The 14,870-nt window shown below is 73.6% G+C and carries 13 protein-coding genes; 7 read left to right on the top strand and 6 right to left on the bottom strand.

Going from position 1 to position 14,870, the window contains the following annotated elements; translation table 11 throughout:
• Positions 1-6: 6 nt before the first annotated feature.
• From AB0F04_RS19300 to AB0F04_RS19310, 3 genes are read left to right on the top strand one after another with little or no spacing between them, the layout of a single operon-like run.
• On the top strand, positions 7-741 hold the full coding sequence (locus tag AB0F04_RS19300; RefSeq protein ID WP_362043048.1) for a PIG-L deacetylase family protein: 735 nt from the start codon (positions 7-9) through the stop codon (positions 739-741).
• A 30-nt stretch (positions 742-771) separates the two neighbouring features.
• Complete coding sequence (gene sigJ, locus AB0F04_RS19305; RefSeq protein WP_362043050.1) at positions 772-1,683, top strand: RNA polymerase sigma factor SigJ; 912 nt, start codon at positions 772-774, stop codon at positions 1,681-1,683.
• A 30-nt stretch (positions 1,684-1,713) separates the two neighbouring features.
• Entirely contained in the window at positions 1,714-2,556 is an 843-nt protein-coding gene (locus AB0F04_RS19310; RefSeq protein ID WP_362043052.1) for a pentapeptide repeat-containing protein, read from the top strand.
• Here AB0F04_RS19310 and AB0F04_RS19315 read toward each other — a convergent pair.
• The gene (locus tag AB0F04_RS19315) at positions 2,518-4,014 is read right to left on the bottom strand and encodes a cytochrome P450 (protein ID WP_362043054.1); all 1,497 of its coding nucleotides are present in this window, start codon (positions 4,012-4,014) and stop codon (positions 2,518-2,520) included. The genes AB0F04_RS19310 and AB0F04_RS19315 overlap by 39 nt on opposite strands.
• Before the next feature lie 108 nt (positions 4,015-4,122).
• On the opposite strand from AB0F04_RS19315, the gene AB0F04_RS19320 reads away from it, so the two are divergent.
• Both AB0F04_RS19320 and AB0F04_RS19325 read left to right on the top strand, forming a co-directional pair.
• Positions 4,123-4,731 (top strand): TetR/AcrR family transcriptional regulator, encoded by a 609-nt coding sequence (locus AB0F04_RS19320; protein WP_362043056.1) that lies wholly within the window; start codon positions 4,123-4,125, stop codon positions 4,729-4,731.
• 85 nt (positions 4,732-4,816) lie between these two features.
• Complete coding sequence (locus AB0F04_RS19325; protein ID WP_362043058.1) at positions 4,817-5,545, top strand: DUF2470 domain-containing protein; 729 nt, start codon at positions 4,817-4,819, stop codon at positions 5,543-5,545.
• Here the strand turns inward: AB0F04_RS19325 and AB0F04_RS19330 are convergent.
• The 4 genes from AB0F04_RS19330 to AB0F04_RS19345 all read right to left on the bottom strand — a co-directional run bounded on the left by AB0F04_RS19330 (position 5,513) and on the right by AB0F04_RS19345 (position 9,923).
• Positions 5,513-6,706, bottom strand: a complete 1,194-nt coding sequence (locus tag AB0F04_RS19330; protein WP_362043060.1) for a lactonase family protein — start codon at positions 6,704-6,706, stop codon at positions 5,513-5,515. The two genes, AB0F04_RS19325 and AB0F04_RS19330, sit on opposite strands and share 33 nt — an antisense overlap.
• A 176-nt stretch (positions 6,707-6,882) precedes the next feature.
• Positions 6,883-8,019: a hypothetical protein gene (locus AB0F04_RS19335; protein ID WP_362043062.1), complete on the bottom strand. Its 1,137-nt coding sequence runs from the start codon at positions 8,017-8,019 to the stop codon at positions 6,883-6,885.
• A 45-nt stretch (positions 8,020-8,064) separates the two neighbouring features.
• Positions 8,065-9,318, bottom strand: a complete 1,254-nt coding sequence (locus AB0F04_RS19340; protein ID WP_362043063.1) for an FUSC family protein — start codon at positions 9,316-9,318, stop codon at positions 8,065-8,067.
• Positions 9,319-9,428: 110 nt separating this feature from the next.
• Positions 9,429-9,923, bottom strand: a complete 495-nt coding sequence (locus AB0F04_RS19345) for an FBP domain-containing protein (RefSeq protein ID WP_362043065.1) — start codon at positions 9,921-9,923, stop codon at positions 9,429-9,431.
• An 86-nt stretch (positions 9,924-10,009) separates the two neighbouring features.
• On the opposite strand from AB0F04_RS19345, the gene AB0F04_RS19350 reads away from it, so the two are divergent.
• The gene (locus AB0F04_RS19350) at positions 10,010-10,924 is read left to right on the top strand and encodes a DUF3626 domain-containing protein (RefSeq protein ID WP_362043067.1); all 915 of its coding nucleotides are present in this window, start codon (positions 10,010-10,012) and stop codon (positions 10,922-10,924) included.
• Here the strand turns inward: AB0F04_RS19350 and AB0F04_RS19355 are convergent.
• Positions 10,864-11,508 (bottom strand): PAS domain S-box protein, encoded by a 645-nt coding sequence (locus AB0F04_RS19355; protein ID WP_362043520.1) that lies wholly within the window; start codon positions 11,506-11,508, stop codon positions 10,864-10,866. The two genes, AB0F04_RS19350 and AB0F04_RS19355, sit on opposite strands and share 61 nt — an antisense overlap.
• A gap of 152 nt (positions 11,509-11,660) precedes the next feature.
• On the opposite strand from AB0F04_RS19355, the gene AB0F04_RS19360 reads away from it, so the two are divergent.
• A complete protein-coding gene (locus AB0F04_RS19360) occupies positions 11,661-14,843 on the top strand; it encodes a cytochrome P450 (protein ID WP_362043069.1) in 3,183 nt (1,060 codons plus the stop codon).
• Positions 14,844-14,870 lie beyond the last annotated feature (27 nt).

Below are 14,870 nucleotides of genomic sequence, written 5' to 3' on the forward strand. Positions count from 1 at the left end.
GCGGATATGACGACCACTCAACTCCAGCCCATGCCCGGCGACTGGCGGCGTGCCCTCGCGGTCGTGGCACACCCGGACGACCTCGAGTACGGCTGCTCGGCGGCGATCGCGGCCTGGACCGACGAGGGCCGTGAGGTCGCCTACGTCCTCGCGACCCGGGGCGAGGCCGGAATCGACACGCTGGAGCCCGAGCTCTGCGGGCCGCTGCGCGAGCGGGAGCAGCGGGCGAGCGCGGCGGTCGTCGGCGTGTCGGACGTGGAGTTCCTCGACCACAGGGACGGCGTCATCGAGTACGGCACCGCCCTGCGCCGCGACATCGCCGCCGCCGTCCGCCGCCACAGGCCCGAGCTGGTCCTCACGCTCAACCACCGCGACACCTGGGGCGGCGTCGCCTGGAACACCCCGGACCACGTGGCCGTCGGCCGGGCCACGCTCGACGCGGCCGGCGACGCCGGCAACCGGTGGATCTTCCCCGAGCTGATCGAGCAGGGCCTCGATCCCTGGGACGGCGTGCGCTGGGTCGCGGTCGCGGGTTCCAGCACGCCCACGCACGCGGTCGACGCGACAGCCGGGATGGAACGGGCCGTGCGCTCCCTGCTGGAACACCGCACCTACATCGAGGCGCTGACCGGCGAGGACCCGGAGACCTACGCGCGCGGCTTCCTGACACAGCACGCGGAGAGGACGGGGGAGCGGTTCGGGGGCCGCCCCGCGGTGGCGTTCGAACTGTTCAGCAGATGACCGGCGGTTGATCTACAGACGGGGGAGACCATGACGGGCGACGAGGAACTGGCGCGCCGTTTCGAGGAACAGCGCGGACACCTGAAGGCGGTGGCCTACCGCATGCTCGGATCGCTCTCCGAGGCGGAGGACGCCGTCCAGGAGACCTGGTTCAAGCTCAGCCGCACCGACACGGACGACATCCACAACCTCGGCGGCTGGCTGACCACGGTGACCGGCCGGGTCTGCCTGGACATGCTCCGCTCGCGCACCGCCCGCCGCGAGGAGCCGATCGGCGACACCCAGGACACGGCGCGGGCCTACGTCCCGGACCCGGTGCTGCGCCCCCTGTCCCACGTCGATCCGGCCGAGGAGGTGCTCCAGGCCGACTCGGTGGGCCTGGCCCTGCTCGTCGTGCTGGAGAACCTCACGCCCGACGAGCGGCTCTCGTTCGTCCTGCACGACATGTTCGCCGTGCCGTTCGACGACATCGCGCCGATCGTGGAGCGCAACCCGGCCGCCACCCGGCAGCTCGCGAGTCGCGCCCGCCGCCGGGTGCGCGCCGCCACTCCGTCGGCCGAACCGGACCTCGGCCGGCAGAAGCAGGTGCTCGACGCCTTCCTGGCCGCCTCCCGCGCAGGTGACTTCGAGGCGCTGGTGGCCGTCCTGCACCCGGACGTGCTGCTGCGGGCCGATGCGGGCGCGCTCGTGCGGGGGGCGGCCGCCTCCAAGCTCGTCCAGGGCGCGAAGGCGGTGGCGGAGCAGGCGCTCATGTTCGCCCCCTTCACACAGGCCGCGGAGCTGGTCCTGGTCAACGGCTCGGTCGGGATGGTCAACGCGATCGAGGGCCGCGTCCAGTCGGTCATGGGCGTCACGGTCGTCGACGGCCGCATCACGGACCTGTACATCCTCGCCGACCCCGAGCGGCTGGAGCGTCTGGAGGTGCCCGGACCGGCGGTGTGACCGCGACCGGCCCGTCACTTGTCGTTTCGTATGCTGAACGCCATGCGAGAACAACAGACCGGGCGGGCAGGCCTGCGCGGCGACTGCGAGCGGTGCTTCGGCCTGTGCTGCGTCGCCCTGCCCTTCGCCGCCTCGGCCGACTTCGCGGTCGACAAGGCCGCCGGCACGCCCTGCCGCAACCTCAGGGAGGACCACCGCTGCGGCATCCACGCCCGGCTCCGGCAGAAGGGATTCACCGGCTGCACGGTCTACGACTGCTTCGGCGCCGGGCAGCGGGTCTCGCAGATCACCTTCGGCGGACAGGACTGGCGGCCCGGTCCGCCGGAGCGGGCCCGCCGCATGTTCGACGTGTTCCCGGTGGTCCGGCAGCTGCACGAGCTGCTCTGGTACCTGACCGAGGCGCTCACGCTGCCGGCGGCCCGCCCCGTCCACGCCGAACTCCGCGAGGCCCTGGAGAAGACCGAGGAACTGGCCGGCGGAACCCCCGAGGAGCTCGCCGCCCTGGACGTGGCGGCCCACCGCCAGGACGTCAACGTCCTGCTGCTGAGGACGAGCGAGCTGGCCAGGGCCGGTTTCAAGGGCCGCAGGAAGGACCGCCGGGGCGCGGACCTCATGGGCGCCCGCCTCAAGGGCGCCGACCTGCGCGGTGCCTGCCTGCGCGGCGCCTATCTCATCGCCGCCGACCTCACCGGAGCGGATCTGCGGGGAGCCGACCTCATCGGTGCCGACCTGCGCGACGCGGACCTCACCGACGCCGACCTGACCGGGGCGTTCTTCCTCACCCAGCCACAGCTGAACGCGGCGCGGGGAAGCGCCGGTACCCGGCTGCCCGGGTCAGTCACCCGCCCCGGGCACTGGACGGCGCAGATCTGAGGCGGGCTCCCGCGCCGGGCTGCGGCGCTCCGGGTACAGTCGCAGGCCCTCCGGCATCAGCGTCAGCCGTTCCGTGACGCGCAGCCGGTAGGCCGGGTCGGCCCGCAGGGCGTAGCGCCGCAGCAGCAGCCCGAGCACCAGCGTGGCCTCGTGCAGCGCGAACTGCCGCCCGATGCACGCCCGCGCGCCCGTCCCGAACGGCTTGAAGGTGTGCGGGGGGCGGGCCCGCACGGCTTCGGCGTCGAAGCGGCCGGGGTCGAACCGTTCGGCGTCCTCGCCCCACACCTCGGGGTCCCGGTGCAGCATCGGCGTCAGCACCAGCGCCCACGCCCCGCGTCGCATGGGGTGCTCCCCGGCCAGCACCGTGTCCTCGCGGGCCTCCCGGGAGAAGGCGGGCGCGGTGGGCCACAGCCGCAGCGACTCGTCCAGCACCCGGCGGACGTAGCGCAGCCGGGCCACCTGCTCGTAGGCCGGTTCCGCCGTCTCTCCCCACACCCGGTCCACCTCGGCCCGGGCCCGGGCCGCGACATCGGGGTGGCGGGCGAGGTAGTGCAGCGCGAAGGAGAGCGCGCCCGAAGTCGTCTCGTGACCGGCCACGAGGAACGTGATGACCTGGCGGCGGACGTTCTGCGGCGCCAGCCGCTCCCCGGTGCGTGGATGGACCGTCTCCAGCATGCGGTCGAGCAGATCGCCGTCACCGCCGCCGGCGGCGCGCCGGGCCCGGACCAGTTCGTCGACCGTGTGGTTGAGATGGGCGATGTCGGCCGCGTTGCGGCGGCTCGCGCTGCGCAGCAGCAGGGGCGCCAGCGGGAACGGCACGGTGTTGAGCCGCTGGGCGTAGGTCAGCGTGCCGACCATCGCGGTGGCGAAGGGATGCGGCCGGGAGCGTTCGAACGAACCGAAGTCGTGCCCGAAGCCGGTGCGCGCGATCGTCTCCAGCGTCAGCTTGGTCATGTCGCCGGGCACGTCCACCGTCCGGCCCGTCGCCGCCGCCCGGTCCCAGTGCTCCGTCAGCCGTTGCGCGACCGACAGCATCATCGGGTGGTAGCCCGCCATGGCGTCACGGCTGAACCCCGGGGCGAGGATGTCGTGGGCCAGCTGCCAGTTGGGCTCGTGGTTGTACGCCGTGAACAGTCCGTCCCCGGCGACCGGCCGCAGGTTGGCCACGCCGAGCCCCACGTGCTTGGCGAACCGCGACTCGTCCGCGAGGTCGGCCGCGTGCCGGGCACCCCACACGAACACGAACTCCTTGCCGAACGCCTTCCGCCGGAACACCGGCCCCAGTGCGCGGGCGTAGCGCAGCGAGTCCTGCAGGGGAGTGCGCCGGTTCACCCCCACGACGTCCCCGAGCAGCGGGATCCGGCGCGGGGGGTGCGGGATGCGGTCCAGCTCCGGCCAGCCCAGCTCGGCACTCCGGAAACCCTTGGGCTCCCGGGTCCGTGTCGGCGCCTCCGTCATGACCGATCTCCCTTGATCAGGCGGCGGGTTCGCAAGTGTTGTACGTGGGTTCAATAGCGCGGTTCAGTGTGGGCCCGTTGTTGAACCGGCGTCAAGTAAAGTGCGGGCATGGCTGCGAACCAGGGCCGGCGCACGCGCCGCCGGCTCAGCACCGAGGAGCGCCGGGAGCAGCTCCTGTCGGTCGGTGCGCGGCTGTTCTCGGAGAGCCCCTACGACGACGTGTGGATCGAGCAGGTCGCCGAGATCGCCGGGGTGTCGCGCGGGCTGCTCTACCACTACTTCCCGACCAAGCGGGACTTCTTCGCGGCGGTCGTCGAGCGCGAGAGCGAGCGCATGCTGCGCATGACGGCGGCGGTGCCCGGCGTCCCGGTCCGCGCGCAACTCGGGGCAGGTCTTGAGACGTTCCTGGAGTACGTCCAGGCGCACGCGCACGGCTATCGCGCTTTCCATCGCGCCGACGCGGCAGGGGACCAGGCGGTGCGGCGCGTCTATCAGCGGGCCCTGGCCGCGCAGGAGCGGCAGATCCTCGCCGCGCTCGCCGAGGATCCCGAGTTCGGCCCCGCCGTCGAGGGGCGGCCGGAGGTCAGGCTGGCCGTGCGCGGCTGGCTGGCGTTCACCACGGCCGTCTGCCTGGAGTGGCTGCGCGGCACGGAGTTGGGCCGTGAGCAGGTGCGCGAGCTGTGTGCGCGCGCCCTGCTGGGCGTTCTCACGCCCTGAAAGGTCTCGTAAAGGCCGCCTGGCGCGGTTGGCGTGCACCCTGATCTTCGGTAGGTTAGGTGAGGCTTACCTAAGGAGGTCTGGAATGGGTGACGACAGCCACAGCTGGACGGCGGCTCCCGCCGCGGCGGAGCGGGCGCGCTCGGTGCTCGCCGCCGCGTGGTCGTGCTCCGTGACCGCGGAGGGCACACGGGAGGAACTGGTCGGCGCGCACAGCGTGGACGAGGACGGCCGGGTGCTCGTGGACGTGCCCGAGGACAGCGCCCTGCTCGCGGCCGCGATCTGCGCACCGCGCGGCGAGCCGTCCGCGGTGCTGGAGTTCGCGGACGTCGCGCCCGTCCCGGTCCGCAACCGGATCCGCGCCCGGCTGTGGCTCGCGGGCTGGTTCGCCGTCGAGGGGGAGAGGCTCGCCTTCACGCCCACGCGTGTCGTGCTGCGGCGGCCGTCCGGCTCCGTGGTGGTCGACCTCGCCGAGTTCGCCGCCGCAGTGCCCGACCCGCTCACCACGGCCGAGGCCCAACTGCTGACCCACCTCGCGGACTGCCACGCCGACGCCGTCGAACGGCTCACCCGGCTCGTCGACCCCGACAGCCTGCACGGCGCGGTGCGCGTCCGGCCGCTCGCCGTCGACCGGCACGGCCTGACGCTGCGCATCGAACGGGTCCGCGCCCACGGCGACGTACGCCTCGCCTTCCACGCGCCCGCCGACGGCGTCGCGCAGCTCACCGAACGCATGCACGTCCTGCTCGGCCAGGCCGCCTCCGTGTCCTGCCCACGGGCCCTACAGCGGCAGCGCACAGACGGCGACGGGTGAGGGGAACGATCCTTCCGTGCGCCGCAGTTCGCCGTTGCCCTCGTTCACGTGGAAGACGGTGACGGTGGAGGACTTCTGGTTCGCCGCGAACAGCAGCGTGCCCTCCGGTGAGAAGGCGATCTGCCGGGGGAAGTCCCCGCCCACCGGCACCGTGTCGAGCAGCCTGAGCCGGGCGCCGTCGGCCTCGACGGCGTAACGGGTGAGGCTGTTGTGGCCGCGGTTGGCCAGATAGGCGTACCGGCCGTTGGCCGTCACCAGGATCTGCGCCGGGTAGTTCGTGCCCGAACCCGTGCCGGTGGACTGTGCCTCGCCCACGGTCAACCGGCCGGAGGCCTTGTCGTAGGAGCAGACCGCCACCGTGTTGTCGACCTCGTTGGCGAGGTACGCGTACCGGCCGCCCGGGTGGAACGTCAGATGGCGCGGTCCGGCGCCCGGCCTGGTGTGCGCCTGCCCGACCTCGGCGAGCGTGCCCGCCTTGTCGTCCAGCCGGTACGTGTAGACGGTGTCCGTCCCCAGGTCGACGGCGAGCACATGGCCCCCGTCCGGGCTCGTGACGATCTGGTGGGCGTGCGGGCCCTCCTGGCCCGGGCCGGGCGGGGGAGTGGAGTGACGGACGAGGGCGGTGCGCTCGCCGAGGGCGCCCGAGGTGTCGATCGGATGCACGGCCACGCTGCCCGACCCGTAGTTCGCGCTGAGCAGCCAGCGTCCGCCCGGATGCACCGACAGATGGCAGGGGGCCGCGCCGCCGGTGCTGCGGCTGCCCAGCACCTTGCGGTCGGACAGCCGGACGGCGGTCACGGCACCGTCGTCACGCTCGTCCACCGCGTACAGCGTGCCGCGGTCCGGGTGGACGGCGAGGTACGACGGGTCGCCGACGCCGCCGATCGTGCCGACGGCGGTGATCTCACCCGTCGCCGCGTCGTACGTGGCCAGGCCGATGCCCTTGCCGCCGCCCTCGAGGGACGTGTAGGTGCCCAGGTGGAGCGGTCGGGGCCCGGAGGGGCGCCCGGCCTTGCGCGAGGGGCTCGTACCCGCCTCGGGCGTCGAGGCCGGGGCGGACGGGGGCGCGGGCGCGTTGTCGCAGGACGGCAGCGCCGCCATGGCGGCCCCGCCCGCCCATACGCCGACGAACCGGCGCCTGCTCCAGCCACCACTGCTCATGTCGCCCCTCAGGTCGTCACTCGTCCTGTCGTGACTGCCACCTTGGCGTTTGCGGGCACTCGGGTGCAACAAACGGCAGCGGGTGTTGCGCGAGGTGCAACACCCGCGTGCTGGTGCTGAAGGTCCCCGTCCTCGGGGGCCCACGGGCACCGTCCCCGTCCAGTGGGCCCGGCCGGCTACCAGTCGCCGTCCGCGACCGGTCGGCCCGGGGCGTCCTTGAGCTGCTGCGTCTGCCCCGATGTGGGCTGCTGCCAGGGCTCGTGGTCGTCGCCGAGCCAGTCGCCGACGGGCTTCACGGCCTGGAGCGTGTCCGTGGGGGCGAGGTCATCCGCGTCCTGGTCGAAGTAGTCGAACCAGGGCAGGCCCGCGCGGGTGTAGGCGGCCCGGTCCACCGGCGACGGCGGCGCGGCCTCGCCGGTGATGCGGCGCCACTCCGGCGGCGTCACCAGGTGTACGAACACCCGCCCCGCGGGCTGGTCCGACCAGTCCGTAAGCGGCCGGTCGTCCTGGTAGACCTCCTGCCGCATGGAGCCGCCGACACCCAGACCCATCGCGGCGGCCGCGCGCGGCGGGCTCGGCGGAGCGCCCGCAGCCGCGGGTGCCGGAGCCGAGCCGGGGGCGGACGGCGTGGGGAACGCCCCCGGTGCCGGTGGGGCCGCCATGGGCATCGCGGCGCCGTAGCCGCCGGACGCGGCAGCGGGCAGGCCACCCGGCATCGCGGCGCCGTAGCCACTCGGCGGCGCCATGAACCGCGTCCGCTCCGCCCGCTCCCGCTCCTCCGCCCGCCAGCGCGCCAGCTCCCGGTCGTTCAGCGCGAAGGACTGCAGCTGTACGCCGCCCCACACCTCCTCACCCGTGACCTGCCCCTCGACGGTGGCGCCCAGACCGAGCGGGACGGCCACGAACTGCCGGACCGTGCCCGTGCCGGAGTTGATGCCGTCCAGCCAGGGCTGACGGGGGAGCACCACGTAGTTCTGCGGACCGCGAGCCGGCCGGTCGCTCCAGGGCCGGCCCGAGACCGCGCACACCTTGCCGACACCGACCTGGAGCGCGGCCGGCTCCGAGGTGCCCGCGAAGCTCAGCCACATCGCCTCGCGCAGATACACCGGCAGCATCACGCCGCCGCGTGCCCGCCACTCTTCGGGGACCCGGTCCGCGTGGTCCGCGACGCGCCGTACCGGGAACTCGCCGAGGCCCGGCGGCAGCGGATGCGTCCCCGTCTCCGGCAGGCGCAGCGTGCGGATGAACCGCACGGCGACCCCGCCGGGGAGCCGCAGTGTGTTCCCGTCGATCCGCACGGTCGTGTCCGCCATGGCCCGCTCCTCGCCTCAGGTGCCGGCCCCCTGCCGGCGTTCCCCTCAGCGAGAACGCCCGTCGAACCCCGCGCGGTTCCGCCACATCTGCTCCGTGACGCCCAGCCGCTCCCGCAGTCGTGTCAGACGGGGCATCCTGGCCCGCTGCTCGCGCGAGACGCGGTCCAGTTCCTCGAACAGGCGGCGGGTGCGGTGCTCGGTGTCGAGCTCGTCGAGGATGCGGTTGACCTCCGTCAGGATCGCTCCCGGCAGCTGCCAGAGCCGCGGGTCGCGCTCGGCCTCCTCGCGCAGCAGCAGGGCCAGCTTGTCGCGGGTGCCGGCGGCGGTGCGCAGTTCCGCGGCGAGCCGTTCCTCCGCCGACTCGGCGCTCGCGCTCAGGTGCGTGGTGACCAGCACCGCGAAGCTCACCACGGCGTCGGCGATCTCGGACAGCAGCTGTGCCAGGGCGGCGCCCGTCTCGGCCTCGAACGGCGGCTCGGGCTCGCGCTCCTTCGCGAGGTCGGTGAGGGAGCGGGCCAGCACGCGCAGGACGACCGTGCAGATCTCCAGCGTGTCCAGGCCGGTGCGCAGCACGACCCGGTGCAGGACGCTGTCCTGCACGCGCGGGTTGAGCCGCAGGCTGTCCTCGGCCTGCCGCAGCGCCGCGTCCACCTCGACGATGTCGTGGTCCAGGCGGCGCGCCTCGTGCAGCTGACTCTCCGCGCGGTCCACGGGCGTGCCGCCCGCGGCCTCCTCGCCCATCCGCAGCATCAGCTGCCGCAGCCGGCGCGACAGGCCCTCGATCGATTCGCCCGCCTCCTCCACCCACACCGGCGGAGCCAGCAGCAGGTTGCAGGCGAGCCCGACGGACGCGCCGATCAGGGTCTCCACCACCCGGGCCCAGGCGGTGTCTCCCACGGTGGTGACACCGAGGACGAGCATCGCGCTGATCGCGACCTCGGGTACGTACTCCTCCACCCGGACCAGCCGTCCCACCGCCAGCGAGGCCACCAGGAGCAGTGCGAGGCTCCACCAGGTCAGACCCACCAGCAGGCTGAACGCGATGGCGACGAGCACGCCCGTCACCACGGCGTTCACCCGCCTGAAGCCGTTCGTGATCGTGGCGTACAGCGTCACCTGGACGACCAGCAGGGCCGTCAGGGGTGCGGTGAGAGGAGCCGGTTCGGGGCTCAGCCGGAGCGCGATGACGTACGCGATCGTCGCCGCCGTCGCGGACCGCAGGGTCTGGACGACCACCGGATCACGACGCTTCCTCACGATCCGCTCGGCGCGCGCCGTCCACTCACGTACCTCTCGCATCCTCGGGCTGTTCCCCTTCCCCGGCGCATCGAACGCATCCGTCGAACACGTCCGTCAAAGACGTTCATGAAGGACGTTAGTGCCGGGGCAAACCGGGGGCGACCGAGGGGTCAGGCGCGCACCTTCGCGAGGAAGGCGTCCAGGTGGCTCCTGGTCCGGGCGATCTGCTCCTCCAGGGTGAGGCTCTCCTCGAACCGGGACCCGGCCTGCGGCGCCTTCTTCCCGCGTACGTACAGGGAGCAGGCGAGGTCGGTGCACATGTACGCGCCGACGGAATTGCCCTCGCGCCCGGCCGGCCCGGCCTTCCGCGCGGTCATCAGCGAGACCCCGCCCCGCGGGTGCGTCGTCAGGCACAGCGAGCACATGCTGCGGTGCAGGAACCCGCGCTGCGCGGCCTGGAACCGCATCGACAGCCCGACGAGCCGCCCGTCCCGCTCGGCCACCAGATAGCTCCGGTCCGGCGCCCCCGGATCCCGCCACCCGAGAAAGTCGAGATCGCCCCAGGGCCGCCCGTCGAGATCCCGGGGCACGGCGAGCCGCTTGGCCTCGCCCTTGGAGCAGTTGACGAACGAGTTGCGGATCTCTTGTTCGGTGAGTGATCTCATGGCAGGGCTCCCTGGGCCTCGTCTCCCGAAACCTAGGGGCCCTAGGTTTCCGGGACAGGTTAGGCATCATCGGCGAGAGGGAGCCAATGGATTTCCGCGAGGTCGTCTCTTCGTGCGCGAGAACGGCGCTTCGTCATGTGGCGGGGCGCTCGACGGGACCGGCCGTCGATCCGGGCCTGCGTATCACGCTGAACTTCCACCCGGACCGGACCTCGCACGGCCGGTCCGTCCTCACGGCGCTGGCTCAGGACGGTGCGTACCACTCGCAGTTCGTCACGGGCACCAGCAACGGCGGTCTCACCGCGCACCCCGGAGGCGACCGGTGGCGCTGGGAAAGCCGGATCTTCGGCGGGGCGTACGACGCAGCGGCCGGGCACGAGAGGCCCGTGTACGGCGCGCTGAACTTCCGCCGGCAAGTGGTCGGAGCGGCACCCCGCTTCGGTTCCTCACACTTCCGGCTGCGGGCCGGGGCCCTGCACCGCGCCACGTTCTGCTACCCCGACAGCGCCGCCGAGCCGGCCGCCTTCGGTGTCGCGGCCGGGATGTCACTGGTCGCGCTGGCCGAGGCGGACGAGCGCGATGCCCTGAACGACTACATCGAGGCCCATGTGCACGGCGGGGTGGACCTCGCCCACGACGTGGAGGCGCTCGTACTGGACGCCTGCTATCGCGGCACGCCCGTCGAGACGGCGGCCCGGGAACTGCCCTGTGCGCTCGAGTGGCACCCCGGCTACCGGCTGACCGTGGCCGGGCTGCGACGCCGTGCGCGGTACCGCGGCCCGGAGTACGCCGCACTGGGAGCCCGCATCGCCCGCGACGGTCTGCTCGATCCGAGGGTCATAGGTGATGCCGCCCGGACAGGCCGCCATGCGCTGCAGGACCTCAAGATGGTCTGGCACACTCTCGCCCGCTTCGGCGCCCCGCCGGGGGCGGGCACCGCCTACTTGGCCACCGAGGCCTCCGGCGGCCAGACGCCCGGCCTGAGCACCCCCAGCGCGTAGGCCCTGGCCACCAGCTCCGTGCGGTTGGACGCGGCCCAGCGGGACGACAGCCGGCGCAGGTGGTAGGTCACGCCGTCGGTGGTGAGGCCCGTCTCCCGGGAGGCCCGGGCCGTGGTGGCGCCGGCGGCCAGGAGGCTCAGGATGCGGGCCTCCGTCGGGGTGACCCGGGCCTGTTCCGCGGGAGCGGCGGGGGAGGGGGCGCGTTCGGGGTCGATCCGGAGCATCACCAGCAGGGCCGGGGTGTCCTCCGCCGTGTCGCTGACCGGATCCGCCGTCAGTTCGCCGGTGCGCTCCGTGCCGCACGGGGCCCGCCAGCGCACCGACACCTGGTAGCGCGAGCGGTGCCGCAGGCGCAGCGCCTCGGCGATGCGTTCCACCTGCGTCGCCTCCCGCGGGCTGAACAGCTCCAGCACGTCGCGGCCGCGCAACCGTCCCGGCGACCTGCCGCACTCCGCCGCCATCGCCGGATTGGCCAGCAGCACCGCCCCGTACACGTCGCACACCGCGACCGGCATCGCGACCCGGTCGAACAGGAGCAGGGCGCGGTTGCGCCACGTCACGGCCTCGTGCCGGGCCGGGTCCACGAGCTTCTCCTGCCACGCCGGGCCGCTCCCGCGCAAGAGCGGCAGATCTGCTTGCACTACACAATCATGTAGGGCGAAGGTGTCGCCTCCCGGGCCCGGTGGATCACGCTGGAGCGCAGTACTTCCGTACCGCGAAAGGCAGTTGCCGCGTCATGCCCCCCACCGGACAGACCCCTCCGACCGCCGGCACCCTCCCCGGCGTCCCCGTCGCCGACATTTCCGCCACCGGACCCGGCGGTGCGCCCATCCAGCAGGTCATGGACCTGATGCGCGAGCACGGGCCCGTGCTGGTGCGGCGGCTGTACGGGCGGGACACCCTGTTCGTGGGCGACCTGGACTTCGTGACCGAACTCGCCGACGAGCAGCGGTTCGCCAAGCACATCGGGCCCGGGCTGGGCAATGTCCGCGAGTTCGCCGCCGACGGCCTGTTCACCGCGTACAACGACGAGCCCAACTGGGCCAAGGCGCACGACATCCTCATGCCCGCCTTCGCGCTCGGCTCCATGCGCACCTACCACCCCGTGATGCTGGAGGTCGCCCGCCGGCTCATCGCGTCCTGGGACCGCGACGCCCGCGCCGGGCGGCCGGTGAACGTGCCCGACGACATGACCCGCATGACCCTCGACACCATCGGACTCGCCGGCTTCGGCTACGACTTCGGTTCCTTCGAACGGGCCGAGCCGCACCCCTTCGTCCAGTCGATGGTCCGCTGCCTGGAGTGGAGCATGACCCGCCTGGCACGCGTCCCCGGCCAGGACTACGCGGAGCAGGACGCGGCCTTCCGCGAGGACTCCGCCTACCTCGCCCGGGTCGTCGACGAGGTCATCGCCGCGCGCACCGGCACCGGCCAGGGCGACTGGGACGACCTCCTCGGCCTGATGCTCACCGCCGAGCACCCGGCCGACGGCACCACGCTGGACACCGCCAACATCCGCAACCAGGTCATCACGTTCCTGATCGCCGGCCACGAGACCACCTCCGGCGCCATGTCCTTCGCGCTGTACTACCTCGCCAAGCACCCCGCCGTGCTCCAGCTGGTGCAGCGCGAGGTCGACGCACTGTGGGGCGACCGGACCGACGTCGAGCCGACCTTCGACGAGGTCGGCCGGCTGGCCTACACCCGCCAGGTCCTCAACGAGGCGCTCAGGCTGTGGCCCACCGCCGCCGTGTTCTCCCGGGAGGCCCGCGAGGACACCCTGCTCGGCGGCCGCATCCCGCTGCGCGCCGGGCAGGGCGTCCTGGTCCTCACGCCGATGCTGCACCGGCAGCCGGTCTGGGGCGACAACCCGGAGCTGTTCGACCCCTCCCGCTTCACGGCCGAGGCGGAGGCGCGGCGGCCGGTGGACGCCTTCAAGCCGTTCGGCACCGGCGAGCGTGCGTGCATCGGACGGCAGTTCGCGCTGCACGAGGCGACGATGCTGCTGGCCATGCTCGTCCACCGCTACCGGATGGGCGACCACGCCGACTACCGGCTCGACGTCAAGGAGACCCTCACCCTCAAGCCCGAGGGCTTCACCCTCGCGCTGACGCCGCGCACCTCCGCCGACCGCGTCCACAGCCCGCTGCCCGGAGCCGCCCCGGCCGAGGAAACCGCCGCGGCCGAGCCGCAGGACCTGCCCGCCCGCGTCCGCCCCGGCACCGCCGCCCTCTTCCTGCACGGCAGCAACTACGGCACCTGCCGTGACGTCGCGGGCCGGCTCGCCGAAGAGGCCGCCGCCCTCGGCTGCGCGACCGAGGTGGCCCCCCTCGACGCCTACGCGGATGGCCTGCCCACCGACCGGCCCGTCGTCATCACCGCCGCCTCCTACAACGGCCGCCCCACCGACGACGCCACCGCCTTCGCCGCCCGGCTGGAGGAGAACCACGACCGGTCGGGCGTGACGTACGCCGTCCTCGGCGTCGGCGACCGCAACTGGGCCGCCACCTACCAGCACGTCCCCACCCGCATCGACGAGCGGCTCGCCGGGTCCGGCGCCGCACGGCTGGTGGAGCGCGCCGCCGCCGACGCCTCCGGCGACCTCACCGGCACCGTCCGCGCCTTCACCGCCTCCCTGCGCACCGCCCTCCTGGAGCGCTACGGCGACCCGGACGCCACCGCCCTGGGCCCCGAGCCCGCGAACGCCTACGAGGTCCGCACCCTGACCGGCGGACCGCTGGACGCCCTCGCCGAACGGCACGGCCTCGTCCCCCTGCGCGTCACCGAGGCCCGCGACCTCACCGCCCCCGGCCACGCCCGGCGCAAGCGGTTCCTGCGCATCGCCCTGCCGGACGGCGTCACCTACCGCACGGCCGACCACCTCACCGTGCTGCCCGCCAACGCCCCCGGCCTCGTCACCCGCGCGGCCGCCGCGCTCGGCGCCGACCTCGGCACCGTCCTGGACATCCGCGCCACCCGCCCGCGCCGCGACGGCATCGCCGTGGACCGGCCCCTGACGGTACGGCAGCTCCTCACCCACCACGTGGAGCTGCAGGAGCGCCCGAGCGCCGGGCAGCTGGCCGCGCTCGCCGCCGCCAACCCGTGCCCGCCGGAGCGCATGGCCCTGGCCGCCCTCACCGACGATCCGCGCACCCTCGTGGAGATCCTGGAGGACCACCCGGCCCTGCGCGGCGCCCTGGACTGGCCGCAGCTCCTCGACCTCCTCACCCCGCTGCGCCCGCGCCACTACTCCATCTCCTCCTCGCCCGCCGTCGACCCCGGTCACGTGGACCTGATGGTGTCGCTGCTGGAGGCGCCCGCACGCTCCGGCAAGGGCGTCTACCGGGGCACCGGCTCCGGCCACCTCACCACCGTCGAGCCCGGCGACACGGTCTACGCGCGCGTCCAGCCCTGCCGGGAGGCCTTCCGGATCGACGTCACCGGCGACCCGTCACCGGTCGTCATGGTCGCGGCCGGCACCGGCCTCGCCCCGTTCCGCGGCACCATCGCCGACCGTACGGCCGCCCTCACGACCGGCACCGAACTCGCCCCGGCCCTGTGCTACTTCGGCTGCGACGCCCCCGACGCGGACTTCCTGCACGCCGAGGAACTGCGCGCCGCCGAGACCGCCGGCGCCGTCTCGCTGCGCCCCGCCTTCAGCGAGACGCCCGAGGGCGAGGTGCGGTTCGTCCAGCACCGGATCGCCGCCGAGGCAGAGGAGGTCTGGGGCCTGCTGGACTCCGGAGCGCGGGTGTACGTCTGCGGTGACGGTTCCCGGATGGCGCCCGGGGTGCGGGAGGCGTTCCGTACCCTGTTCCGCAAGCACACGCCGGGCGCCGGCGAGACGGCCGCCGAGCAGTGGCTCGACGGACTGATCGCGGACGGACGTTACGTCGAGGACGTGTACGCGGCCGGCTGACCGATGCGGCAGGGGAGGGGTGGGCAC

This window comes from Streptomyces sp. NPDC029041, assembly GCF_040637515.1.
Taxonomy (GTDB): domain Bacteria; phylum Actinomycetota; class Actinomycetes; order Streptomycetales; family Streptomycetaceae; genus Streptomyces.

Bases quoted from the DNA above. Each gene is read 5' to 3' on its own strand.
- AB0F04_RS19325 (WP_362043058.1), top strand. From the start codon at position 4,817: ATGGGTGACGACAGCCACAGCTGGACGGCGGCTCCCGCCGCGGCGGAG.
- AB0F04_RS19340 (WP_362043063.1), bottom strand. From the start codon at position 9,318: ATGCGAGAGGTACGTGAGTGGACGGCGCGCGCCGAGCGGATCGTGAGG.
- AB0F04_RS19300 (WP_362043048.1), top strand. From the start codon at position 7: ATGACGACCACTCAACTCCAGCCCATGCCCGGCGACTGGCGGCGTGCC.
- AB0F04_RS19335 (WP_362043062.1), bottom strand. From the start codon at position 8,019: ATGGCGGACACGACCGTGCGGATCGACGGGAACACACTGCGGCTCCCC.
- AB0F04_RS19360 (WP_362043069.1), top strand. From the start codon at position 11,661: ATGCCCCCCACCGGACAGACCCCTCCGACCGCCGGCACCCTCCCCGGC.
- sigJ (WP_362043050.1), top strand. From the start codon at position 772: ATGACGGGCGACGAGGAACTGGCGCGCCGTTTCGAGGAACAGCGCGGA.
- AB0F04_RS19345 (WP_362043065.1), bottom strand. From the start codon at position 9,923: ATGAGATCACTCACCGAACAAGAGATCCGCAACTCGTTCGTCAACTGC.
- AB0F04_RS19315 (WP_362043054.1), bottom strand. From the start codon at position 4,014: ATGACGGAGGCGCCGACACGGACCCGGGAGCCCAAGGGTTTCCGGAGT.
- AB0F04_RS19320 (WP_362043056.1), top strand. From the start codon at position 4,123: ATGGCTGCGAACCAGGGCCGGCGCACGCGCCGCCGGCTCAGCACCGAG.
- AB0F04_RS19350 (WP_362043067.1), top strand. From the start codon at position 10,010: ATGGATTTCCGCGAGGTCGTCTCTTCGTGCGCGAGAACGGCGCTTCGT.
- AB0F04_RS19330 (WP_362043060.1), bottom strand. From the start codon at position 6,706: ATGAGCAGTGGTGGCTGGAGCAGGCGCCGGTTCGTCGGCGTATGGGCG.
- AB0F04_RS19310 (WP_362043052.1), top strand. From the start codon at position 1,714: ATGCTGAACGCCATGCGAGAACAACAGACCGGGCGGGCAGGCCTGCGC.